This is a genomic window from Streptomyces sp. NPDC091209, from assembly GCF_044757755.1.
GTDB lineage: Bacteria > Actinomycetota > Actinomycetes > Streptomycetales > Streptomycetaceae > Streptomyces.
The window spans coordinates 60,791-83,577 of the sequence record NZ_JBIVVR010000002.1 but is presented as its reverse complement, the minus strand read 5'-3'; the positions used below and the strand labels follow the sequence as shown (position 1 = coordinate 83,577).

Genomic DNA, 22,787 nt, shown 5'->3' with positions numbered 1-22,787 from the left:
CCTACTTCTTGCTCATTTCTTCCGTCACCTTATTCAAGGTTTTTGACGCCACGCTGATCTTTTCCTGTGCCCCTCCTTTGGCTACTTTCCGTTTCCGTAACTGAACGAGTACTGCTTGAAGTGTTTTAGTGGCAGACTGCGGCGTCTGGAAGACGGTTGGGGAGGCTGACGAACGTGAGCGCTGGTGAGTCGAGCGGCTCGGTGGTGCGGCGCATGCTGCTGGGGTCACATCTGCGGCGCCTGCGTGAGGCGCGTGGCATCACCCGTGAAGCGGCCGGCTACTCGATCCGTGCCTCCGAATCGAAGATCAGCCGCATGGAGTTGGGAAGGGTGAGCTTCAAGACGCGCGACGTCGAGGACCTGCTGACGCTCTACGGCATCAACGACGAAGCGGAGCGCACCTCCCTGGTCTCGCTCGCCAAGGAGGCCAACGTCGCGGGCTGGTGGCACAGTTACTCCGACGTCCTGCCGAGCTGGTTCCCCACCTACGTCGGCCTCGAAGGCGCGGCCCACCTGATCCGGGTGTACGAAGTGCAGTTCGTGCACGGCCTGTTGCAGACCGAGGCGTACGCCCACGCGGTCGTCCGGCGCGGGATGAAGGGTGCCTCCGCCGCCGACGTCGACCGGCGTGTGGCCCTGCGCCTGGAGCGGCAGAAGTACCTCGTCTCCGAGAACGCCCCCGAGTTCCACATCGTCCTCGACGAGGCCGCGCTGCGCCGCCCGTACGGCGACCGCGAGGTGATGCGCGGACAGCTCCAGCATCTGATCGAGGTCTCGGAGCAGCCCAACGTACGACTTCAGGTCATGCCGTTCAGCTTCGGCGGGCACTCCGGCGAGAGCGGCTCCTTCACCATCCTGAGCTTCCCGGAGTCCGACCTGTCGGACGTCGTCTATCTGGAGCAGCTCACCAGCGCGCTCTACCTGGACAAGCGCGAGGACGTCACCCAGTACGAGAGCGCGCTCAAGCAGCTCCAGCAGGACAGCCCGGGGCCGTCCGAGAGCCGCGATCTGCTGCGGGGTCTGCTCCAGCTCTCCTGAGCGTGTCCACAGACTTCTTCGGTCACCTTCAACTCCCTTGAAACACAAGTACGATGACGTGTGATCAGACCGTGATCGGATGTCTGCTGACCCGGGCCAAGGACTGCCTCGGCAGCACAGGGATTGAGGGAGCACATGTCGTCCTACTTCACCGACCTGGCCCAGCAGTACATCGACGGCGAGTGGCGCCCGGGAACGGGCTCATGGGACATCATCGACTTCAACCCGTACGACGGCGAGAAGCTGGCGTCGATCACGATAGCCACGGTCGACGAGGTCGATGAGGCCTATCGCGCCGCCGAGCGCGCCCAGAAGCAGTGGGGCGCGACGAACGCCTACGCGCGCCGCGCGGTCTTCGAGAAGGCGCTCGCCGTCATCGACGAGCGCGAGGCGGAGATCACCGAGGTGATCATCGCCGAGCTCGGCGGCACCCGCCTCAAGGCGGCCTTCGAGCTGCACCTCGTCCGGGAGTTCCTGCGCGAGTCGGTCCAGCTGGCGCTGCGCCCCGAGGGAAAGATCATCCCCTCGCCGGTCGACGGCAAGGAGAACCGTCTCTACCGCGTCCCGGTCGGCGTCGTGGGCGTCATCAGCCCCTTCAACTTCCCCTTCCTGCTGTCGATCAAGTCCGTGGCGCCGGCCCTCGCCCTCGGCAACGGCGTGGTCCTGAAGCCGCACCAGAACACCCCGATCGTCGGTGGCTCCCTGGTCGCGAAGATCTTCGAGGAAGCGGGCCTGCCCGGCGGTCTGCTCAACGTCGTCATCACGGACATCGCCGAGATCGGCGACGCCTTCATCGAGCACCCGGTCCCGAAGGTCATCTCCTTCACCGGCTCCGACAAGGTCGGCCGGCACGTGGCCACGGTCTGCGCCGCGAACTTCAAGCGCTCGGTGCTCGAACTGGGCGGCAACAGCGCCCTGGTGGTCCTGGAGGACGCGGACATCGACTACGCGGTCGACGCGGCGGTCTTCAGCCGCTACGTCCACCAGGGCCAGGTCTGCATGGCCGCGAACCGTGTCCTCGTGGACCGGTCGATCGAGGCCGAGTTCACCGAGAAGTTCGTGGCCAAGGTCAGGACGCTGAAGACCGGCGACCCGAGCGACCCGCAGACGGTCATCGGCCCGGTCATCAACTCCTCCCAGGCGGACGCGCTGTCGAGCGTCGTCGAGCAGGCGATCGCGGAGGGCGCCACCGCCCTGCTGCACGGCTCGACCACGGACAACATGGTCGAGCCCTCCGTCCTGACCGGCCTCCCCGCCGACTCCGACCTGCTCCGGCAGGAGATCTTCGGCCCGGTCGTCTTCCTCGTCCCGTTCGACGGGGAGGAGGAGGCGGTCCGGATCGCCAACGACACCCCGTACGGCCTCTCGGGCGCCGTCCACACGGCCGACATCGAGCGCGGCGTGAACTTCGCCAAGCAGATCGACACCGGCATGTTCCACGTCAACGACGGCACCGTCCACGACGAGCCCCTCGTCCCCTTCGGCGGCGAGAAGCACTCCGGCATCGGCCGCCTGAACGGCGAGACGACGGTCGACTCCTTCACCACGACGAAGTGGATCTCGGTGCAGCACGGACGGAGCCGCTTCCCCTTCTGACCCGTCCGACCCTGTGACCTCCCCTTCCGATATGCCTTCGCGTGATCGTTCAGCGTGCCCGGACCCTTGCGGACAGAACCTGACCGCAAGGGTCCGTAGCGTCATCGGTGTCAGTCAGAAGGACCCGATGAAAGGCGGCCGGTCATGGTCACGCATGTGCGAGCGGAAGAGCAGGGCGACGAGCGCGGGGCGCTGCTCGCCTTCATCGAGGAGCAGCGCGGCGGCATCCGCCGGTCGCTGCTCGGGCTGACCGAGGAGCAGGCCGCGAGCCGGCCGAGCGCCAGTGAACTCTCCCTCTCCGGGCTGCTCAAGCATGTCGCCGAGGTCGAGCAGGGCTGGGTGGCCCGCGCCAAGGGCGAGCAGCCCGCGGTGAAGCGGGACGAGTCGAACTGGCACGAGTGCTTCGTCCTCGCCGACGGCGAGTCGGTCGCCTCGCAGCTCGCGTACTGGGAGAAGGTCGCCGCCGAGACGGAGGCGTTCCTGGGCTCGGTGCCGAGCCTCGACGACACCTTCGCGCTCCCGAACGACCCCTGGTTCCCGCCCGAGGGCCGCGTCTCGATGCGCTGGCTGGCTCTCCACCTGATCCGCGAGACGGCCCGGCACGCCGGGCACGCCGACATCATCCGCGAGTCCCTGGACGGCAAGACGGCCTTCGAACTGGTGGCGCTGGAGCAGGGCACCTCCTGGGGCTGAGCCCTGCCCCCGGGCCGGAGGGCACGCAGCGCACACGGCGGGCGATCACGCGATCACCAGCACGATCGCAGGGATGCGCATGACGGCATGCGGCGCGGACGGCACGCAGCGCACGCGGCCTGTGATCGCCGGCATGCGCCTGAGCCTGGGCGCGCCGTCTCACGGCATGCCGGCGATCCGTCTCCTCGTGCTCTGTGCCGGCCGCCGTTCGCAGCCACCGGCCGCCATCGGCAGCCACCCGCCGCTCGCGGCTCTTCCCGGAGAGCCGTGAGCGGGTAGGGCGCGAGGGCTCGCTAGTGGTGGAAACTCGTCGCCGCCTCCTTGTCGTGGGTCATCGGACCCGGCTGGCGGCGCAGTTCGGGCAGCAGCCGGGTCAGGTCCTCGATGAAGAGGTCGGCGAGGTCGGACGTGAAGCCGTTGCGGCACACCACGCGCAGCACGGACAGGTCCTCCCGGTTCTCCGGGAAGGTGTACGCGGGCAGCAGCCAGCCGCTCTCGCGCATTCTCCGGGACACGTCGAAGACGTCGTACGCGGTCACCTCGGGCGCCGTCGTGAAGGCGAACACCGGCAGTTCGTCGCCCCGGGTGATGAGCCGGAAGTCGCCCATGCAGTCGATCCGTTCGGCGAGCGCGCGCGCCACGTCCCGGGTCGTCTGCTGCACCGTCCGGTAGCCCTCACGGCCGAGTCTCAGGAACGTGTAGTACTGCGCCACGACCTGTGCTCCGGGGCGGGAGAAGTTGAGCGCGAAGGTCGGCATGTCGCCGCCCAGGTAGTTCACCCGGAAGACCAGTTCCTCCGGCAGCTCGGCCGCCGTCCGCCACAGCGCCCAGCCGACGCCCGGGTAGACCAGGCCGTACTTGTGCCCGGAGGTGTTGATCGACGACACCCTGGGCAGCCGGAAATCCCAGACCAGGTCCTCGTCGATGAACGGCGCGACCATCGCCCCGGACGCGCCGTCGACATGGACCGGTATGTCGAGGCCCGTGCGCTCCTGGAGCCGGTCCAGCGCCGCGCACAGCTCCTGGATCGGCTCGTACGACCCGTCGAAGGTGGAGCCGAGGATGCCGACGACCCCGATGGTGTTCTCGTCGCACAGCTCGGCCGCGGCCTGGGGGTCGAGGTGGAACCGGTCGCCCTCCATGGGGACCTGGCGGGCCTCGACCTCCCAGAAGTTGCAGAACTTCTCCCAGCACACCTGGACGTTCACGCCCATGACGAGGTTGGGCCGCGCGCCCGGGTAGCGGTCCGCGTTGCGCAGTGTCCAGCGCCGCTTCAGCGCCAAGCCGGCGAGCATGCACGCCTCGCTCGACCCGGTCGTGGAACAGCCCACCGCGGCCGACGGATCCGGCGCGTTCCACAGGTCGGCGAGCATCGACACACAGCGCCGCTCCAGTTCGGCCGTGCGGGGGTACTCGTCCTTGTCGATCATGTTCTTGTCCCGGCACTCCGCCATCAGGACCCCGGCCTGCGGTTCCATCCAGGTCGTGACGAAGGTGGCCAGGTTCAGCCGTGAGTTCCCGTCCAGCATGAGCTCGTCGTGGACGAGCTGCAGCGCGGTCGTGGGGGGCAGCGGGCCGTCCGGGAGGCGGTGCTTCGGCGGTGCCTCGATCATGCCGCTGACCGGATTGGTCTCGCCGTAGAAGGGGTTGACGGAGAGTGGGTGGTCGTCGGGCTTCTGTTGGCCCTGGTGGAGCGGCATGAGCTTCTCCCAAAAGTTCAGCGGGACGGGGCGTCCCTTTGGTTCTCCCAACGGTTCGGCGGGACGGTGCGTCCCCTTTTGGTTCATCTGGTTCATCGGATGAGGGCCACCCGGTGGTTCACCGGACCGAACTTCCGTCGTCGCGCAGTTGCAGCTGCGGCCGTCCGGTCACCAGCAGCCAGGCCGGCAGGGAGGCGATGCAGAGCAGGGCGATGATCGTGGGCGAGGACACCAGGACGGCGGCCGTGAACAGGCTCACCCAGCCCTGCCGGGTGGTCGCGAGCAGCACGCCCAGTACTCCGGCGGCCAGGCCCAGCGAGGCCGGGACCGAGGACACGAGCGCGTGGGCGCACAGACCGAACGCGGCACCGGCGAAGACGGCCGGGAAGATCCGTCCGCCCCGGAACCCGCAGGACGTCGCGACGATCAGCGCGGCCAGCTTCACCACGGCCATCAGTGCGTACCGGCCCGCCGAGTAGGCGTCGGGGTTCCGGGCCATCTCATCGACCTGGTCCAGGCCCTTGAACAGCGTGAGCGGGCCGCCCAGACAGCCCAGCAGGCCGAGGACGAGCCCGCCGACGGGCAGGGCGATCATGGGGTGGCGCAGGAGCGAGAACACCTTGTGGACGTAGGGGAACACGTAGACCCCGGCCATGCCGAGTACAGCCGCTGCGGAGGCGATCACCAGCGCGGAGAGCACATCGGCCCAGCCGGGATCACCGAGCGGGGGCATATCCAGGGCGAAACTCGGATGGCCGATCAGCGCCGTGGTGATCGAGCCCACCGAAGCCGCCGTCAGAGGCGCGAAGAGGTTGTCCCACAGCAGTCCCTTCACCTGCCGTCCGGCGAGCGCCTCGGAGATGACCAGCGCCGCCGCGACCGGCGTACCGAACAGGGAGCCGATCGTCCCCGCCTCGGCCAGCATCACCCACAGCGCGCCGGGTGCCGCGGGCGCGAACCTGCGGCCCGCCCAGAACGCCAGCGCGACGTTGGTGGCGATGATCGGGTTCTCGGGGCCGAGGCTCGGGCCGCCCGCCAGCATCAGCGCGGTCGCCACCAGGAGTCCGGGCAGGATGAAGGGCGCCATCGGCTCCGCCTGGAGCCCCACGGTGGCCGGGTCGGGGCCCGCGTGCCCCGGCGCCTTCCACACCACCAGACCGACCAGGATGCCGGTGGTGGTGAGCATGACGATCATCCAGAACGAGGAGTAGCCGCCGATGCCGAGCGCGTCCGGCAGGTCCGTCCAGAGAACGTCCTTGAGTTGGTCGGCCAGCTTGCTCACGCCCACGTAGAGAAGGGCCGAGACGGCGCCGACGACCACGGACGGAAGGAACAGCGGCAGCAGAGTTTTTGCGGGCGTCGCCCGGGCGAGGGCCGGTCCCGGGGGAGCCGCTTCGTGGGTCACGGGCTCACCCTAAGCGCGCGAAACGGACATAACATCCCGAGCGTCGCGCCTGGACGCGTCCCGGACGGCCACCGGACGCCGGGACTTCGGGCTTGCACCTCACGTCGCGTCAGGCCCCATCGTGAAGGGCGTACCGAAGGAAGGAGCGGAAGGTGAGCTACTCAGTGGGCCAGGTCGCCGGATTCGCCGGGGTCACGGTGCGCACACTGCACCACTACGACGAGATCGGTCTGCTCGCGCCCGGGGAACGCAGCCAGGCGGGTCATCGGCGTTACGACGACGCCGACCTCGACCGGCTGCAGCAGATCCTGTTCTACCGGGAGCTCGGCTTCCCGCTCGACGAGGTCGCCGCCCTGCTCGACGACCCGGAAGCGGACCCGCGCGCGCATCTGCGCCGCCAGCACGACCTGCTGACCGCCCGGATCGAGAAGCTGCAGAAGATGGCCGCGGCCGTGGAACACGCCATGGAGGCACGCACGATGGGCATCAACCTCACGCCCGAGGAGAGGTTCGAGGTCTTCGGGGACAAGGACCCGGAGGCGCACGCGGAGGAGGCCGAGCGCCGCTGGGGCGGCACGGACACGTACGCCGAGTCGCAGCGCCGCGCCGCCCGCTACACCAAGGACGACTGGAAGCGCATGCAGGCCGAGGTGGCCTCCTGGGGCGAGCGCTACGACGCCCTGATGGAGGCCGGGGAGCGGTCCGACGGCGAGCGGGCCATGGACATGGCCGAGGAGCACCGGCAGCACATCACCACATGGTTCTACGTGTGCACGTACGAGATCCATCGGGGACTCGGCGACATGTACGTCACCGACGAGCGGTTCAAGGAGTTCTACGACTCCATGCGGCCGGGGCTGGCCGAGCACCTGAGGGACGCGATCACGGCGAACGCCGCCCGGCACACCGGGGAAGCCTGACAGGGAAACCGGCGAAGCCTGACGGGTAAGGGGCGCCGACAGGGGCGGGCGCCCCTTACCCGTACGGACCGGTCGCCGGGGGAACCCGTACGGAGCGGCCGCCGGCGGAGTCCAGGGCCCGCCGCCTCCACCGGTGCGGGCCACCGTCCTGCGGCGGGGGCTATTCCTTCACCAGGACCACGGCCGTGCCGTAGGCGCACACCTCGGTGCCCAGGTCCGCCGCCTCGGACACGTCGAAGCGGAACATGAGCACACCGTTGGCGCCCCGCGCGCGTGCCTGGTCGACGAGCCGCTCCATGGCCTGGTTGCGGGTCTCCACCAGCGTCTTGGTGAGCCCCTTGAGCTCACCGCCGATCATCGACTTCAGGCCCGCGCCGATCTGGCTGCCCAGATGACGCGAGCGCACGGTGAGGCCGAAGACCTCGCCGATGACCTGCTCGACGCGATGGCCGGGAACGTCGTTCGTCGTCACGACCATGACGTCAGCGTGGGGACTCTGGCCGCCGCCGTATTCATCGATGCCCATGGTCCACAGCTTTGTCCCAGTCGTCGCACAGTGCATCCTGGAGTCACGGGTGGAACCTGGCGTGGACACAATGCGTTGATAGCTTTGGCCGGCCGTACAGGACCGCCGTACCTTCCTCACCCCTCAGGAGCCCGGAACCGTGATGACGCTTGCCCTCGGTCCCAGCTGGCTGGATCCGAACACGCTCCTGGACAACTTCGGCATCTGGGGGCTGCTGCTCGTCGTCTTCGCCGAGTCCGGCCTGCTGATCGGCTTCTTCCTGCCGGGCGACTCGCTGCTGTTCACCTGCGGTCTGCTGATCGCCACGGGCGCGATGGACTTCCCGTTGTGGGCGGCGATCCCGCTGATCTGCCTCGCCGCGGTCCTCGGCGACCAGGCGGGCTTCCTCTTCGGCAAAAAGGTGGGGCCCTCGCTCTTCACCCGCCCGAACTCCCGCCTGTTCAAGCAGGAGAACGTGGTCAAGGCCAACGAGTTCTTCGAGAAGTACGGGCCCAAGTCCCTCGTACTGGCCCGCTTCGTGCCTGTCGTGCGCACGTTCACGCCGATCATCGCCGGCGTCAGCGGCATGAAGTACCGCCCCTTCCTCACCTTCAACGTCATCGGCGGCGTCCTGTGGGGCGCGGGCGTCACGCTGCTGGGCTCCTGGCTCGGCAAGATCGAGTTCGTCAACAAGAACATCGAGCTGATCCTGATCCTGATCGTGCTCGTCTCGGTGGTCCCGATCATCATCGAGTTCCTGCGCGCCCGTTCCCAGGCCAAGAAGAACCCGCCCCAGGAGCCCGTCCCGCCCCAGCCCGCGGCGGCCCACACCCGTTCCGCCGCGCCCGTCATGGACGACGCGACCAGGCCGCTCCGCGTGCCGCCGGTCCACGAGGGCCAGGACTCGCAGTACGGCAACCGGGGCCACGGCCAGTCGTACGGCAACCAGGGGCACGGCCAGTCGTACGGGAACCAGCAGGGCCACGACCAGGGCGGCTACGGCCATCACGGCAACGGCAACGGCTATGGCCATCAGGGCAACGGCGGCTACCCGCCCCAGCAGCAGTACCAGCAGCCCCAGCAGCAGCCGCAGCCGCAGTACCAGCAGCCGTACGGCTCGGACCAGGGCTACGGCTACGACCAGCAGCAGTACGACCAGGGTTACCAGCAGGGCTACGACCAGGGTCAGGCACACCCCCAGCAGCAGGACCCTCAGCAGCACCCCCAGGGCCACCCGCAGCAGCGGTACGGCTCGGAGTACCCCTACGGCCAGGGCCCGACGCAGAACTGAGCCGCCCGCCCGGGCCTCCTGGGACCAGGTCTCCTGGGACCGGGCCTCAGAACCCGCGCGTCCGCTTGGCGGCCCGCCGCCCACTCGCGGAGCCGCCCGGCAGACGCAGGAACAGCCGCGAGATCTCCGAACCCAGGTTCACGCCGATCGCGATGGCCATCGCGAGGGCCGCCGCCTTGGTGAGCGACACCAAGCCCTTGTCGACCTCGTTCTGGGCGATGGACAGCAGCCCGAAGTAGGTCGCCGAACCGGGCAGCAGGGGCCCGATCGCGGCCGTCGTGTACGGCAGCGCGGACGCGAACCGGTAGCGCGAGAGAAGCTGCCCGAAGAGACCCACCAGGCCCGCGGCGACGGCCGTGGAGGCCACCGGGGAGAGCCCTCCCGCGTAGTGCATCGCCCCGTACACCGACCAGGCCACGCCCCCGTTGAGGGTCACCGCGAGGACGGTGGATCGTTCCTGCTGGAGCAGGACCGCGAAGGTGAGCGACAGCAGCATGGACGCGGCGATCTGGAGCAGCGGCCGCTCGGAGATGTGCAGTCCGGCGTCCGGGTTGAGCTGCGTGCCCAGCTTGACGCCGAAATAGAGCACCAGAAGGACGCCGGAGACGATCCCCACGAAGAAGTACATGACTTCGAGCAGCCGAGCGGACGCGGTGATGTAGAAGCCGGTCAGCCCGTCCTGCACCCCCGCGACGAGCGCCCGCCCCGGCAGCAGCGCGAAGAGCCCACCGGTGATCACCGCGGAGGCGTTCACATCGACGTGCGCCAGCGCGAGCGCGACCCCTATCGCGGCCGGCGGCATCGCGGCCACCGTGAACTGGTAGAACTCCGGCAGCCCGCGCCCCGCGCACAGCCAGGCGAGCCGGTCGCCCAGCATCGCGCCGAGCGCCGCGGCGACGAACACGATCGCGTCACCGCCGACGAGCACGGAGGCCGCGCCGGCGAGCAGCCCGCCGGAGGCCGTCAGCACCCAGCCGGGATACGGGTGCCGGTTGCGCCGGATCTCCGCGAGCCGCCCGTAGGCCTCCTCCAGGGAGATCGCGGTCTCCGGGTCGCTCAGGTCGTCCACGAGCCGGTAGACGGCCGCCAGGCGCGTGTAGTCGGTGCCCCGGCGGCGCACCGTCCGTGACGCCGTCACCGGATCGTCCACCAGGGACGGCTGGTGCGAGATCGACAGCAGGGTGAAGGTGACGGTCGGCTCGCAGCGGTCAAGGCCGTAGGAGCGGCAGACCGCGAACATCGCCGTCTCCACGTCCTCGGCGCCCTCACCGCCCGCGAGCAGCAGTTCGCCGATGCGCAGGGTCAGGTCGAGGACACGCGGTACGGCGGGCCCGGACTCGTCCTCCTTGTGCACGGGTTCGGGCGCGGGCCGCTCGGTCACCGGCATGCGCAGCATCGTGCGCATCCGGTCCTGCCACGGCGCGTCCTTGGTCAGGCTGACCAGGGGGATGCCGGTGGCCGGTGTGAAGGCGGGCGGCGCCTGCTTGGCGCTGTAGGTGCGCGGCGTGCTGAACGCCGAGCCTTCCTGCTCGGGCCCGGCGTGCTGGGGTGCGTCGAGACCCACGGGCAGCGCGAACTCCGATGTCGTCGACGACTCCTCGTCGGCCGCCGCCGGCCCCGGGGCCGCCACACCGGCGGGCGGGCTGAAAGCACTCCTCACCTCGTCCGACTGCGGCTTGCGGTCTTCCGCTTCCGGGTCCGCCACCAACTCCCGCCTCGCCTTTCGCCTCTGTGTGGTTCTCCATCTTGCCTTCCGTATGCCTCAGTATGCGTACGGACACACGAACGGGCCGCGCGACCCCCATGGGGATCACGCGGCCCGTTCGGAAGCGGGAGAGGTCAGTGACCGCCCGCGGGGAGGTCAGTGACCGCCCTGGTCCTTGAAGCGCTTGTAGGAACGCTCGATCTCGGCCTCGGCCTCGGTGCGGCCGACCCAGTCGGCGCCCTCGACGGACTTGCCGGGCTCCAGGTCCTTGTAGACCTCGAAGAAGTGCTGGATCTCCAGGCGGTCGAACTCCGACACGTGGTGGATGTCGCGCAGGTGCTCCACACGCGGGTCGTGCGCCGGGACGCACAGCAGCTTGTCGTCGCCGCCGGCCTCGTCCGTCATACGGAACATGCCGATGGTGCGGCACTGGATGAGGCAGCCCGGGAAGGTCGGCTCGTCCAGGATGACCAGGGCATCCAGCGGGTCTCCGTCCTCGCCGAGAGTGTTCTCGACGAAGCCGTAGTCGGCCGGGTAGCTGGTCGAGGTGAAGAGTCGACGGTCCAGACGGATCCGACCGGTCTCGTGGTCCACCTCGTACTTGTTCCGTGAACCCTTCGGAATCTCGATCGTGACGTCGAACTCCACCGGTGGCTCCTCCATGATCAGCACATAGTTCTGGTGATTAAGTGTCCCTCACGCAGGTGGGTGATCGCGAAAGGGGCTGGTGGTCGTGCCAGAGCTGAGGGCTTGGCGGGCTGCGAGACCGCATGTGGTGCGGGTCGCGCGGACGGTGAAACCGCATGTGGCGCGGGTCACCCAAGCCATGCGGCCGCGTGCCGTGCGGTTGACGACACCGCAGCTCACAGCCGTCGCGGCCACCGTGGGCCTGGCCCTGGCGGCCGGGGCGGCGGCCGTGGCCGGTCCCTGGGACTCCACCGGCCAGCGTACGGCCGAGCGGGACTGGGCCGCATCGCGGGAGCCGGAGGGTGTCACAGATCACGCACGTACATCCGCTACGCCCCGAACGTCACCCCGGCCCGCCCCCAGCGCCGCCTCCGTGCTGACCGGACTCGGCGGCTCCGCGAGCGCCGCGCCCGCACCCGCCGAGAAGGCCCTCGCGAGCGTCCTCGACCCGCTGCTGGCCAACCCCGTCCTCGGCGCGGTCCGCACCGCCGTCGTGGTCGACGTGGCGACCGGCAGGCGGCTCTACGGCAAGGGCGCCGACCAGGTCCAGACACCCGCCTCCACGACGAAGATCGCGACCGCGGTCGCCGCCCTCACGGCGCAGGGCCCCGACCACCGCATCCAGACGCGTACGGTCCTGGAGCCCGACACCAAGGAGCTCGTGCTCGTCGGCGGCGGCGACCCCACGCTGACCGCCCGCAAGCCCGCGGACGGCTGGGCGGACCTGAGCACCCTCGCCGAGGAGACGGCCACCGCCCTGAAGGCCCGTCACATGGACCACGTGACGCTCTCCTACGACACCTCGCTGTACTCCGGCCCCGCCCTTCACCCCATCGGAGTCAACGAGAACATCGCGAAGGTCACCGCCCTGATGGCCGACGAGGGCCGTCTGGACGACACGACCAGCGGGCCGGCCGGGCGTGCCCCCGACCCGGCGGCGGCCGCCGCGCGCACGTTCGCGGACCTGCTCCACGACCACGGCATCACCACGACGGCGCCCGGCCCCTCGAAGGCGACGAGCCGCTCGCAGGCCCTCGCCTCCGTCTCCTCGCCGCCGCTGTCCGCCCTGGTCGAGCGGATGCTGACCAACAGTGACAACGACATCGCGGAGGCCCTCGCCCGCCAGGTCGCCCTCGCTTCCGGTGGGGAACCCAGCTTCGACGGCGACGCGAAGGCGATCCGCGCCCAGCTGAAGAAGCTCGGACTCCCGCTGTCCGGGGCGCAGTTCGCGGACGGCAGTGGCCTGAACCGCGCCGACAAGGTCTCCGCCGACCTGCTCACCGCCCTGCTGGCCAAGGCCGGCGACCCGGCCCACCCCGAACTCCGTTCGGTCCTCACCGGCCTGCCCGTCGCCGGCTTCACCGGCACCCTCAGCACCCGTTACACCGACGCCCCCACCGCCACCGGTGTCGTCCGCGCCAAGACCGGCACCCTGACCGGCGTCAACACCCTCGCCGGCACCGTCGTCGACAAGGACGGCCGCCTGCTGGCCTTCGCCTTCCTGACCTCCGACGCCGCCCACCCCCCGAACCCCCTGGAGGCGCGGGCCGCGTTGGACCACACGGCGACGGCACTGGTCGCGTGCGGCTGCCGGTAGCCGCACGCCGAAGGCGGAACCCCGCCCCCTCTCGACCCGCGGGCACCAGAAGCACCACCAGCCCCTCGGTCGGGGCGCATCCGGCGTCGTACCCCTCACCGCAGCCGGACCCGCTCACGTACGGTTGACGCATGACGAGCATCGGTGGTGCTGCATCTACTGGGATGGTCGACTGGAATCTCGCGGTGGCGACCGCGACCCGGCTCGTACGGCCGGGCCCCGAGGTGAGCCGCGACGAGGCCAGGGCCATCGTCGCGGAGCTGCGCCGGCACGCGAAGGCCTCGGAGGAGCATGTCCGGGGCTTCACCCGTATGGGTGACGACGTCGTCCACGACACCCCCGTCCTCGTCGTCGACCGCCCCGGCTGGGTCCGGGCGAACGTCGCCGGGTTCCGGGAGATCCTCAAGCCCCTTCTGGACAAGATGCAGGAACGGCGCGGGAACACCGCGGGCGGAGCGGTCCTCGGCGCCGTCGGCGGCAAGGTCACCGGTGTCGAACTGGGCATGCTGCTGTCGTTCCTGTCGTCGCGGGTCCTCGGCCAGTACGAGACGTTCGCGCCCGCGACCCGGGACCTGCCCGCCGGGGCACCGACCGGCTCGGGCAACGGCGGCGGCAGGCTCCTTCTGGTGGCCCCGAACATCGTGCACGTGGAGCGCGAACTCGACGTCCAGCCGCACGACTTCCGCCTGTGGGTGTGCCTCCACGAGGAGACGCACCGCACCCAGTTCTCGGCCGTGCCCTGGCTGCGCGACCACCTGGAGGGCGAAATCCAGTCGTTCTTGGCGGAGACCGAGGTCGACCCCATGACCGTCCTGGAACGCGTCAGGGAGGCCGCCCAGTCGCTCTCCGGCTCCCGCCCGGACACCGAGGAGGACGACGGCGGACGTTCCCTCGTGGAAATCGTGCAGACGCCCGCCCAGCGGGAGATCCTCGGCCGGCTCACCGCCGTGATGTCCCTCCTGGAGGGACACGCCGACTTCGTGATGGACGGCGTCGGGCCCGCGGTCGTCCCCTCCGTCGCCGAGATCCGCGAGAAATTCCAGCAGCGCCGCGCCAAGGGCGCCTCCCGCCTCGACATGGCCCTGCGCAAGCTGCTCGGCCTGGACGCCAAGCTCCGGCAGTACAGGGACGGCGAGCGGTTCGTACGTGCGGTCGTCGGCGAGGTCGGCATGGACGGCTTCAACCGTGTGTGGACCTCTCCGAACACGCTCCCGACCAAGACGGAGATCGCCAAACCGGCGGACTGGGTCGCGCGGGTGCACCGCAAGGCGGAGTCGTGAACCCTACGGGACGGTCGTGAAACGAATCCGGCCGATGGCAGGCAAACGCTCCTGCTATCACCCGTCCGAGGGACCGTGAAGCACGGGTAGGCGTGCAATGCTCGGGGAACGCCCCGGTTCTGTCACCATCGACACACTCTGAGTGACCGATCCCGGGCTAACCCCCCGAAAACTTCATGAAGGGAACCGGACATGGGTCCCCATCCTGCGGTCGCGGCGATACGCCTGGCGGTCCGCCGCGTACTCCACGACATCCTCACCGAGCAACCGCCCGCCCCCGACACCCGGCGCACGCCCGCACGCGGTGCCGCGCGCCCCTGCGCGCCCGACGCGGAGCGCGTCCCCGCCCCCGGAACGCGGCGCGGCACGGCCGCGCCCGTACGCGCCCCGCACGAGCCGCTCCCCCCGAGCTCCCGGCCCCGGCCGGGCACGGACGGATCCCCGGCGCCGCTCGTGCTCGTCGCCTGCTCCGGCGGCGCCGACTCCATGGCGCTCGCCTCCGCCCTCGCCTTCGAAGCCCCCAAACTCGGCATCCGCGCCGGTGGCATCACCGTCGACCACGGTCTGCAGCCCGGCTCCGAACTGCGCGCCGGCGAAGTCGTGCTGCGCCTCACCGAGCTGGGGCTCGCCCCGGCCGAGTCCATCGCCGTGACCGTCGGCCGCGACGGAGGCCCCGAGGCCGCCGCCCGCGACGCCCGGTACGCCGCCCTGGACTCCGCCGCCGAGCGCCACGGCGCCTCCGCGATCCTCCTCGGCCACACCCGCGACGACCAGGCGGAGACGGTCCTGCTCGGTCTCGCCCGTGGCTCCGGCATCCGCTCGCTGTCCGGAATGGCTGCGGTCTCGGGGGCCGACGGCCGTTACCGCCGTCCCTTCCTGCACCTGGACCGGCAGACCGCCCGCAAGGCGTGCATGGTCCAGTCGCTGCCCGTCTGGGACGACCCGCACAACGCCGATCCGGCCTACACCCGCTCCCGGCTCCGCCACGAGGGCCTGCCCGCCCTGGAGAAGGCGCTCGGCAAAGGAGTCGTCGAGGCACTCGCCCGTACGGCCCAGCTCTCCCGGGACGACGCCGACGCGCTCGACGCGTGGGCCAGCCAGGCGGAGGCGTCCGTACGCGACGCGGCCGGCCTCCTGGAGTGCGCCAAGCTCTACGCCCTGCCGCCCGCCGTACGCCGCCGGATCCTGCGCCGCGCGGCCATCGAGGCGGGCGCTCCGGCCGGTTCGCTGTTCGCCCGCCACATCGAGGAGATCGACCGGCTGATCACCGGATGGCGCGGTCAGGGAGCCATCAATCTCCCGGGCAAAGTCGTCGCTCAGCGCCAGGGTGGCAGACTGGTGATTCGGCAAGGCTGAAACCGGACCCTGCACCGGGGCCGCTCACGCGGCTCCCCGGGACCCCTTCACTCGGGTCGCGGGCGGTCCGAGCGGCCGCGCGGGTGAGCCGAAGGGGACCGCCGCCAGTGACACGGGCGCCCCGCAGGTGAACGAGCCCAAAAAAAGTGGGACGGACGACCGAAAGTGATGCGGGTGGACGCGAAAGACATGGGCACCGACCTCAAGTCGGTGCTCATCACCAAGGAAGAGATCGACGCGAAGCTGGCTGAGCTGGCCGCGAAGATCGACGCGGAGTACGCGGGCAAGGATCTGCTGATCGTCGGTGTACTCAAGGGCGCCGTGATGGTCATGGCGGACCTCGCGCGTGCGCTGTCCACCCCCGTCACCATGGACTGGATGGCCGTGTCGTCGTACGGCGCGGGCACCCAGTCCTCCGGTGTGGTGCGGATCCTCAAGGACCTGGACACCGACATCAAGGGCAAGCACGTCCTGATCGTCGAGGACATCATCGACTCGGGGCTGACCCTGTCCTGGCTGATCTCGAACCTCGGCTCCCGTGAGCCCGCCTCGCTCAAGGTGTGCACGCTGCTGCGCAAGCCGGACGCGGCCAAGGTCGCGATCGACGTGGAGTGGGTCGGCTTCGACATCCCGAACGAGTTCGTCATCGGGTATGGCCTGGACTACGCCGAGAAGTACCGCAACCTCCCGTTCGTCGGTACGCTCGCGCCGCACGTCTACGGCGGCTGAGCGCCCTCTTCCTGAGGGCGGCTCAGTCCTTCCAGGACGTTTCGGGAACCCCAGCGGGTTTCGCGCCGTTGGAGCATGCGTGGACGGGATTGACAGCAGTCCCCTGCGGCTTCGGGTGACAATGCTGGGGTACCGTCCGAAGAACAGTCTTTATCAAACTCACTATGGCAGGAGGGACGGGGCGACATCGCTCCGTATGGATGGACGTGAAGCGATACTTCCGTGGGCCGGTCATGTGGATCGTGCTGGCCGTCCTTGCCGTGGTCGTGTTGATGCAGGTCGTCGGTTCGTCCGGCGGCTACAAGACGGTGGACACCGGCCAGGTCGTCCGGGCGATCAACGACAACAAGGCCCAGTCAGCCAAGATCACCACTGGCGACGAGCAGGTCATCAAGGTCTCGCTGAAGGACGGCGAGAAGGTTGACGGCAGCTCGAAGATCCAGGCGAGCTACATCGGCGACCAGGGCGTTGCCCTCGCCAACACACTGCAGGACAAGTACCAGAACAAGCAGATCCCGGACGGCTACACCGTCTCGCCGTCCAAGCAGAACCCCTTCGTGGGCATCCTGCTCTCTCTGCTTCCCTTCGTCCTCATCGTCGTCGTCTTCCTGTTCCTGATGAACCAGATGCAGGGTGGCGGCTCCCGGGTCATGAACTTCGGGAAGTCCAAGGCGAAGCTCATCACCAAGGACACCCCGAAGACGACGTTCTCGGACGTCGCGGGCTCGGACGAGGCCGTCGAGGAGCTCCAGGAGATCAAGGAGTTCCTCCAGGAGCCGGCGAAGTTCCAGGCCGTCGGCGCGAAGATCCCCAAGGGTGTCCTGCTGTACGGGCCTCCTGGTACGGGCAAGACGCTCCTCGCGCGCGCCGTCGCGGGCGAAGCCGGCGTTCCGTTCTACTCGATCTCGGGTTCCGACTTCGTCGAGATGTTCGTCGGTGTCGGTGCCTCCCGAGTCCGTGACCTGTTCGAGCAGGCCAAGGCGAACGCTCCGGCGATCGTCTTCGTCGACGAGATCGACGCGGTCGGCCGCCATCGCGGCGCCGGCCTCGGCGGTGGTCACGACGAGCGCGAGCAGACCCTCAACCAGCTGCTCGTCGAGATGGACGGCTTCGACGTGAAGGGCGGCGTCATCCTGATCGCCGCCACGAACCGTCCCGACATCCTCGACCCGGCCCTCCTGCGCCCCGGCCGCTTCGACCGTCAGATCGCGGTCGACCGCCCGGACATGCAGGGCCGTCTGGAGATCCTCAAGGTTCACCAGAAGGGCAAGCCGGTCGCTCCGGACGTCGACCTGTCCGCAGTGTCGCGCCGGACCCCCGGCTTCACGGGCGCCGACCTGGCGAACGTGCTGAACGAGGCGGCGCTGCTCACGGCGCGCAGCAACCAGAAGCTGATCGACAACTCCATGCTGGACGAGGCGATCGACCGCGTGGTCGCGGGCCCGCAGAAGCGGACCCGGATCATGTCGGACAAGGAGAAGAAGATCACCGCGTACCACGAGGGCGGACACGCCCTGGTCGCGGCGGCTTCTCCGAACTCCGACCCGGTCCACAAGATCACGATCCTGTCGCGCGGCCGTGCCCTCGGCTACACGATGGTCCTGCCGGACGAGGACAAGTACTCCACCACGCGCAACGAGATGCTGGACCAGCTCGCGTACATGCTGGGCGGCCGCGCGGCCGAGGAGCTCGTCTTCCACGACCCGACCACCGGTGCGGCGAACGACATCGAGAAGGCCACGGCCACCGCTCGCGCGATGGTCACGCAGTACGGCATGACCGAGCGTCTCGGCGCGATCAAGTTCGGCGGCGACAACACCGAGCCCTTCCTGGGCCGGGAGATGTCGCACCCGCGCGACTACTCGGAAGAGGTCGCCGCGCTCGTCGACGAAGAGGTCAAGAAGCTCATCGAGAACGCGCACAACGAGGCCTGGGAAATCCTGGTCGAGAACCGCGACGTGCTCGACGCGCTGGTGCTCCAGCTGCTGGAGAAGGAGACGCTGAGCAAGGAGCAGATCGCCGAGGTCTTCGCTCCCATCGTCAAGCGCCCGGCCCGCCCCGCGTGGACCGGCTCCTCCCGTCGCACGCCGTCCACCCGCCCGCCGGTGCTCTCCCCCAAGGAGCTGTCACTGACGAACGGGGCGAACGGCTCGGCGGCGGCCATCGCCACCGCGACGGAGTCCGTCCCGGCGACGGAGGCGGCCCCGGAGGACCGCACCGAGAGCTGACACAGTCTCGGCTCCGGGCGGCCTCACCAGGCCCGGAATGGATGCCGCGCCCCCCAGGTTCTAGCCTGGGGGGCGCGGCATTTTCGTGTGCCCGCACCTTTTGGACGCGTCGAGGCACGCGCAGGATCCACAGGAACGAGGACCAGATGACCGACCCCGTGACGCTGGACGGCGAGGGCGTGATCGGCGAGTTCGACGAGAAGCGTGCCGAGAACGCCGTACGAGAGCTCCTGATCGCGGTCGGCGAGGACCCGGACCGTGAGGGCCTGAGGGAGACGCCGGGGCGGGTCGCGCGGGCGTACAAGGAGATATTCGCGGGCCTGTGGCAGCAGCCGGAGGACGTGCTGACGACGACGTTCGACCTGGGCCACGACGAGATGGTGCTGGTGAAGGACATCGAGGTGTTCAGTACGTGTGAACATCACCTGGTCCCGTTCCGCGGTGTCGCGCACGTCGGCTACATCCCGGCCACCAGCGGCAAGATCACCGGCCTGTCCAAGCTGGCCCGCCTCGTCGACGTCTACGCCCGGCGCCCCCAGGTGCAGGAGCGGCTGACGACGCAGATCGCCGACTCCCTGATGGAGATCCTGGAGCCGCGCGGTGTGATCGTCGTCGTCGAGTGCGAGCACATGTGCATGTCCATGCGCGGCATCCGCAAGCCGGGCGCGAAGACCATCACGTCGGCGGTGCGCGGACAGCTCCGGGACGCCGCGACGCGCAACGAGGCGATGAGCCTCATCATGGCCCGCTAACAGCGGACCCGGAATGGACCCGGAACGGACGGCGGGCAGGACCCCTCCGCCGACGCGGGCCCGCCTCGGGCTGGGGGTCCTGCCCTGGGCTGGGCCCCGCCGGGGTTACGCCACCGGCGCGACCCCGCCGTGGTGTTCGTCGTCGTCCTCCGGGAGTTTGCAGACGCGCTCCAGGAAGAAGGCGGCCGCTATCACGCCGATTCCGGCGATGACGGAGAGGCCGGCGTAGATGGCCTGGTCGCGGCGGGCCGGAACCTCCAGTGATTCCAGGAGGAAGACGCCGGTGCCGCCGTACATGCCCGCCACCAGCGCGGCCACCAGGGCACTCGCCTGACCGAAGACGACCGCGCGGGCGGCCATCAGCGGATCGACGCCCTTGGCGCCGGGACGCCGCTCGCGCTGCGCCTTGAGGCGGGCGCGCAGCGACAGGGCCGTCGCGAGGAGGACGATCGCGATCAGGGCGAGGACGATGGGGGCGGCCAGCGGGACCCGGGGCAGCGTGCCCACCGCGTTCCACAGGCGGGCGCCCGCCCAGGACAGCACTCCGGCCACCAAGAACACGGCGGCCAGTGTCCTGATACGCAGCTCTTTCACGATGCCCCTTCGGTAGCCCGCCTGTGGCCGGGCCCCGTGTCGGGCCGGCCTGTGGTCGTCTTGACCTTAACGACTACTCGGGCAGCCGGAGTTCCAGATCGGTGCGGGCCGCGACACCGTCGCACGTGACCGCCGCGAGGAGCTGGGCGACCGCGCCGTGGCCGGGGAGCTGCGCCTCGGGATCCACGTCGTGCCAGGGGGCGAGGACGAAGGCCCGCTCGTGGGCGCGCGGGTGAGGGAGGGTCAGCACCGGGTCGTCGGAGACGACATCGGCGTACGCCACGATGTCCACGTCGATCGTGCGCGGGCCCCAGCGCTCGTCCCGCACACGGTGGAAGGCCTCCTCGACCGCGTGGGCCCGCTCCAGGAGCGAGGACGGCGGGAGGGTGGTCCTGAGCACCACGACCGCGTTGAAGTACGAGGGCTGGCTGCCCGGTTCGACGCCCCACGGCTCGGTCTCGTAGACGGGGGAGACGGACTTGACCCGGACGCCGGGGGTGTCCTCCAGGGCGTCGATGGCGCCCTGGAGGGTCTCCAGGCGGTTGCCCAGGTTCGAACCGAGGGAGATCACCGCGCGCCGGGGGTTCTGCAGGGTCGTGTCGGCGGCGTCCACCCGCTCGACGACGGAGGCGGGCACCGGCTGTACGGTCGGGTCGCTCTGACCCTCGGTGAAGGATGCGGTCATACTCGGCTCCGGATGATCGTGACGGTCACGTCGTCGAAGGGGACCGTGATCGGCGCGTCCGGTTTGTGGACGCAGACCTCGACCTCCTGGACCCCTTCGTGCTTGAGACACGTCTGGGCGATGCGCTCCGCGAGCGTCTCGATGAGATCGACCGGCTCGCCCTCGACCACGGCGACGACCTCTTCCGCCACGATGCCGTAGTGCACGGTCTTCGCCAGGTCGTCGTCGGCCGCGGCCGGCCGGGTGTCCAGGCCCAGCGTCAGGTCCACGATGAAGGTCTGGCCCTCCTCGCGCTCCTTCTGGAAGACGCCGTGGTGCCCGCGGGCCTTGAGGCCGCGCAGCGCGACACGATCCACGCGAATCACTCCTGCAATTGTCGGTGACGGCCGTCGTGCGCCGAATGCGGTCGGCACACCGGCCTCGAACGAATCTACCTGCGGGCACTGACAACGCCCGCCCTCGGGGACGGGCGCCCCGGCGAAGGCCACGAGGCTTCACCGGGCGTTTCCCCTGGGGAACACGGCGGCTCACGGGTTGGTAGCCGCCCCTACCCCGGGCGGACGATTCCAATCGCCCATTGGTCCCTGCGGGCCGTACACCCACTCAACCGGCGGTGTCCTCGTCCTCTTCCTCGCCGGACTCGGCCAGCACGGGGGAGGCGTGGTGGGACCAGAGTTTCCAGCCGTCGGCGGTACGGCGGAACACGTTCGTGGCGACGACGAGCTGGCCGACGAGCGGGCCGAGCTCGTCGCCGTCGTCGGGGGCGGGGCCGCCACTGAGGATGTTCTCGGTGCAGGTGACCAGGGCCGTGTCACCGGACACGGAGACGCGGACGTCGGTGAGGAAGAACTGGATGTACTCCGTGTTCGCCATGATCAGCGCGTACGAGCGGAGCACCTCGCCGCGTCCGTTGAGGACGGGCCAGCCGGGGTGGACGCAGGAGACGACGGCGCCCTCGCCCTCGAAGTCGTCGTCGGACGTGTCCAGCGGGGCCAGCCACAGCGAGGACAGCTCCTCGAAGTCACCCCGTTCCATCGCCTCGTAGAACGCCGTGTTGGCGAGTTCGACCTGCTCGACGTCGGTACGCGGTGTGCTCACCGGGCTCCCTCTGCGGCCGGACCGCCGACGGCACCCGATGCCCCGCCGGTCCGGGCACCCTCGACGGCGCGGGCTACCCGTACGGCGTCGGCGGTGGCCCGTACCTCGTGCACGCGGACCGCCCAGGCGCCCTGCTGGGCGGCGATCGCGGAGACGGCGGCGGTGGCGGCGTCGCGCTCGCGCGCGGGAGGCGGGGCACCCTCGGGGCCGGCCAGGACACGGCCGAGGAAACGCTTGCGGGAGGCGGCGACCAGCAGCGGGTGGCCGAGGGCGCGGAGGCGGTCGAGGTGGGCGAGCAGGGCCAGGTCGTGCTCGGGGTTCTTGGAGAAGCCGAGTCCTGGGTCGACGACGATGCGGTCCGGGGCGATGCCGCCCGCCAGAACGGCCTCCACGCGTGCGTGCAGCTCGTCGAGAACCTCGGAGACGACGTCCTCGTACGCCCCCTGGACGTTGCCGCCCGCCAGGAAGCCGCGCCAGTGCATGACCACGAAGGGAGCACCCGCAGCCGCGACGGCCGGGATCATCGCGGGGTCCGCGAGACCGCCGCTGACGTCGTTGACGAGGGCGGCGCCCGCCGCGAGGGACCGCTCGGCGACGGAGGCGCGCATGGTGTCCACGGAGACCGTGACGCCTTCGGAGGCGAGGCCGCGGACGACCGGGATGACCCGCTTGAGCTCCTCCGCCTCGTCGACGCGGGTGGCCCCGGGGCGGGTGGACTCGCCGCCCACGTCCACGAGGTCGGCGCCCTCGGCGACCAGGCCGAGACCGTGCTTGACCGCGGCCGTCGTGTCGAACCAGCGGCCGCCGTCGGAGAAGGAATCGGGGGTGACGTTCACGACCCCCATGACCGCGCAGCGGTCCCACGTCGGCAGTCCCGCGACTCGGCCGCGCCCGCGCTCGATACTCATACGTCCAGCCTAGGCTCCTG

At 69.9% G+C, this 22,787-nt stretch carries 22 protein-coding genes; 12 read left to right on the top strand and 10 right to left on the bottom strand.

The window, feature by feature from the left end:
* The first annotated feature begins 213 nt into the window (after nucleotides 1-213).
* The 4 genes from ACIQRL_RS07375 to ACIQRL_RS07360 all read left to right on the top strand — a co-directional run bounded on the left by ACIQRL_RS07375 (nucleotide 214) and on the right by ACIQRL_RS07360 (nucleotide 3,598).
* Entirely contained in the window at nucleotides 214-1,038 is an 825-nt protein-coding gene (locus ACIQRL_RS07375; protein ID WP_266765787.1) for a helix-turn-helix transcriptional regulator, read from the top strand.
* Between the two features lie 135 nt (nucleotides 1,039-1,173).
* Nucleotides 1,174-2,634, top strand: coding sequence for an aldehyde dehydrogenase family protein (locus ACIQRL_RS07370; RefSeq protein ID WP_401328349.1), 1,461 nt, complete (start codon nucleotides 1,174-1,176; stop codon nucleotides 2,632-2,634).
* 144 nt (nucleotides 2,635-2,778) lie between these two features.
* Entirely contained in the window at nucleotides 2,779-3,327 is a 549-nt protein-coding gene (locus tag ACIQRL_RS07365) for a DinB family protein (protein ID WP_401328346.1), read from the top strand.
* Nucleotides 3,328-3,400: 73 nt separating this feature from the next.
* Nucleotides 3,401-3,598, top strand: coding sequence for a hypothetical protein (locus ACIQRL_RS07360; protein WP_401328345.1), 198 nt, complete (start codon nucleotides 3,401-3,403; stop codon nucleotides 3,596-3,598).
* A 22-nt stretch (nucleotides 3,599-3,620) separates the two neighbouring features.
* Here ACIQRL_RS07360 and ACIQRL_RS07355 read toward each other — a convergent pair whose 3' ends face one another.
* Both ACIQRL_RS07355 and ACIQRL_RS07350 read right to left on the bottom strand, forming a co-directional pair.
* The gene (locus ACIQRL_RS07355) at nucleotides 3,621-5,027 is read right to left on the bottom strand and encodes a glutamate decarboxylase (protein ID WP_401328342.1); all 1,407 of its coding nucleotides are present in this window, start codon (nucleotides 5,025-5,027) and stop codon (nucleotides 3,621-3,623) included.
* 118 nt (nucleotides 5,028-5,145) lie between these two features.
* On the bottom strand, nucleotides 5,146-6,432 hold the full coding sequence (locus ACIQRL_RS07350; protein WP_401328340.1) for an ion channel protein: 1,287 nt from the start codon (nucleotides 6,430-6,432) through the stop codon (nucleotides 5,146-5,148).
* 152 nt (nucleotides 6,433-6,584) lie between these two features.
* Between ACIQRL_RS07350 and ACIQRL_RS07345 the strand changes: the two genes are divergently transcribed.
* The gene (locus tag ACIQRL_RS07345) at nucleotides 6,585-7,352 is read left to right on the top strand and encodes a MerR family transcriptional regulator (protein WP_401328338.1); all 768 of its coding nucleotides are present in this window, start codon (nucleotides 6,585-6,587) and stop codon (nucleotides 7,350-7,352) included.
* 160 nt (nucleotides 7,353-7,512) lie between these two features.
* Here the strand turns inward: ACIQRL_RS07345 and ACIQRL_RS07340 are convergent, their stop codons facing one another.
* Nucleotides 7,513-7,878 carry a YbjQ family protein gene (locus ACIQRL_RS07340; RefSeq protein ID WP_401328336.1) on the bottom strand — a complete coding sequence of 122 codons (366 nt, stop codon included), beginning with the start codon at nucleotides 7,876-7,878 and terminating at the stop codon, nucleotides 7,513-7,515.
* 142 nt (nucleotides 7,879-8,020) lie between these two features.
* Between ACIQRL_RS07340 and ACIQRL_RS07335 the strand changes: the two genes are divergently transcribed.
* Nucleotides 8,021-9,148 (top strand): DedA family protein, encoded by a 1,128-nt coding sequence (locus ACIQRL_RS07335; RefSeq protein ID WP_401329516.1) that lies wholly within the window; start codon nucleotides 8,021-8,023, stop codon nucleotides 9,146-9,148.
* Between the two features lie 46 nt (nucleotides 9,149-9,194).
* Here the strand turns inward: ACIQRL_RS07335 and ACIQRL_RS07330 are convergent, their stop codons facing one another.
* Complete coding sequence (locus ACIQRL_RS07330) at nucleotides 9,195-10,853, bottom strand: threonine/serine exporter ThrE family protein (RefSeq protein ID WP_401328333.1); 1,659 nt, start codon at nucleotides 10,851-10,853, stop codon at nucleotides 9,195-9,197.
* 156 nt (nucleotides 10,854-11,009) lie between these two features.
* Nucleotides 11,010-11,501, bottom strand: coding sequence for an inorganic diphosphatase (locus tag ACIQRL_RS07325; protein WP_328558164.1), 492 nt, complete (start codon nucleotides 11,499-11,501; stop codon nucleotides 11,010-11,012).
* Nucleotides 11,502-11,580: 79 nt separating this feature from the next.
* Between ACIQRL_RS07325 and dacB the strand changes: the two genes are divergently transcribed.
* The 6 genes from dacB to folE all read left to right on the top strand — a co-directional run bounded on the left by dacB (nucleotide 11,581) and on the right by folE (nucleotide 19,482).
* Nucleotides 11,581-13,137, top strand: coding sequence for a D-alanyl-D-alanine carboxypeptidase/D-alanyl-D-alanine-endopeptidase (dacB, locus tag ACIQRL_RS07320; RefSeq protein WP_401328331.1), 1,557 nt, complete (start codon nucleotides 11,581-11,583; stop codon nucleotides 13,135-13,137).
* A gap of 131 nt (nucleotides 13,138-13,268) precedes the next feature.
* Nucleotides 13,269-14,417 (top strand): zinc-dependent metalloprotease, encoded by a 1,149-nt coding sequence (locus ACIQRL_RS07315; protein ID WP_401328329.1) that lies wholly within the window; start codon nucleotides 13,269-13,271, stop codon nucleotides 14,415-14,417.
* Between the two features lie 192 nt (nucleotides 14,418-14,609).
* Nucleotides 14,610-15,773 (top strand): tRNA lysidine(34) synthetase TilS, encoded by a 1,164-nt coding sequence (gene tilS, locus ACIQRL_RS07310; RefSeq protein ID WP_401328326.1) that lies wholly within the window; start codon nucleotides 14,610-14,612, stop codon nucleotides 15,771-15,773.
* A gap of 168 nt (nucleotides 15,774-15,941) precedes the next feature.
* Nucleotides 15,942-16,502 (top strand): hypoxanthine phosphoribosyltransferase, encoded by a 561-nt coding sequence (gene hpt / locus ACIQRL_RS07305; RefSeq protein WP_037625953.1) that lies wholly within the window; start codon nucleotides 15,942-15,944, stop codon nucleotides 16,500-16,502.
* A 200-nt stretch (nucleotides 16,503-16,702) separates the two neighbouring features.
* Nucleotides 16,703-18,730, top strand: a complete 2,028-nt coding sequence (gene ftsH, locus ACIQRL_RS07300; RefSeq protein ID WP_401328322.1) for an ATP-dependent zinc metalloprotease FtsH — start codon at nucleotides 16,703-16,705, stop codon at nucleotides 18,728-18,730.
* 146 nt (nucleotides 18,731-18,876) lie between these two features.
* Nucleotides 18,877-19,482 (top strand): GTP cyclohydrolase I FolE, encoded by a 606-nt coding sequence (gene folE / locus ACIQRL_RS07295; protein ID WP_266761221.1) that lies wholly within the window; start codon nucleotides 18,877-18,879, stop codon nucleotides 19,480-19,482.
* 105 nt (nucleotides 19,483-19,587) lie between these two features.
* Here the strand turns inward: folE and ACIQRL_RS07290 are convergent, their stop codons facing one another.
* The 5 genes from ACIQRL_RS07290 to folP all read right to left on the bottom strand — a co-directional run bounded on the left by ACIQRL_RS07290 (nucleotide 19,588) and on the right by folP (nucleotide 22,767).
* The gene (locus tag ACIQRL_RS07290; RefSeq protein ID WP_401328318.1) at nucleotides 19,588-20,076 is read right to left on the bottom strand and encodes a DUF3180 domain-containing protein; all 489 of its coding nucleotides are present in this window, start codon (nucleotides 20,074-20,076) and stop codon (nucleotides 19,588-19,590) included.
* A gap of 73 nt (nucleotides 20,077-20,149) precedes the next feature.
* Nucleotides 20,150-20,761 (bottom strand): 2-amino-4-hydroxy-6-hydroxymethyldihydropteridine diphosphokinase, encoded by a 612-nt coding sequence (folK, locus tag ACIQRL_RS07285; RefSeq protein ID WP_401328316.1) that lies wholly within the window; start codon nucleotides 20,759-20,761, stop codon nucleotides 20,150-20,152.
* Nucleotides 20,758-21,117, bottom strand: a complete 360-nt coding sequence (gene folB, locus ACIQRL_RS07280) for a dihydroneopterin aldolase (RefSeq protein ID WP_401328314.1) — start codon at nucleotides 21,115-21,117, stop codon at nucleotides 20,758-20,760. The genes folK and folB overlap by 4 nt, the downstream gene beginning before the upstream one ends.
* A 247-nt stretch (nucleotides 21,118-21,364) precedes the next feature.
* Nucleotides 21,365-21,859 (bottom strand): nuclear transport factor 2 family protein, encoded by a 495-nt coding sequence (locus tag ACIQRL_RS07275; protein ID WP_401328311.1) that lies wholly within the window; start codon nucleotides 21,857-21,859, stop codon nucleotides 21,365-21,367.
* Nucleotides 21,856-22,767, bottom strand: a complete 912-nt coding sequence (gene folP, locus ACIQRL_RS07270; RefSeq protein WP_401328308.1) for a dihydropteroate synthase — start codon at nucleotides 22,765-22,767, stop codon at nucleotides 21,856-21,858. The genes ACIQRL_RS07275 and folP overlap by 4 nt, the downstream gene beginning before the upstream one ends.
* Nucleotides 22,768-22,787 lie beyond the last annotated feature (20 nt).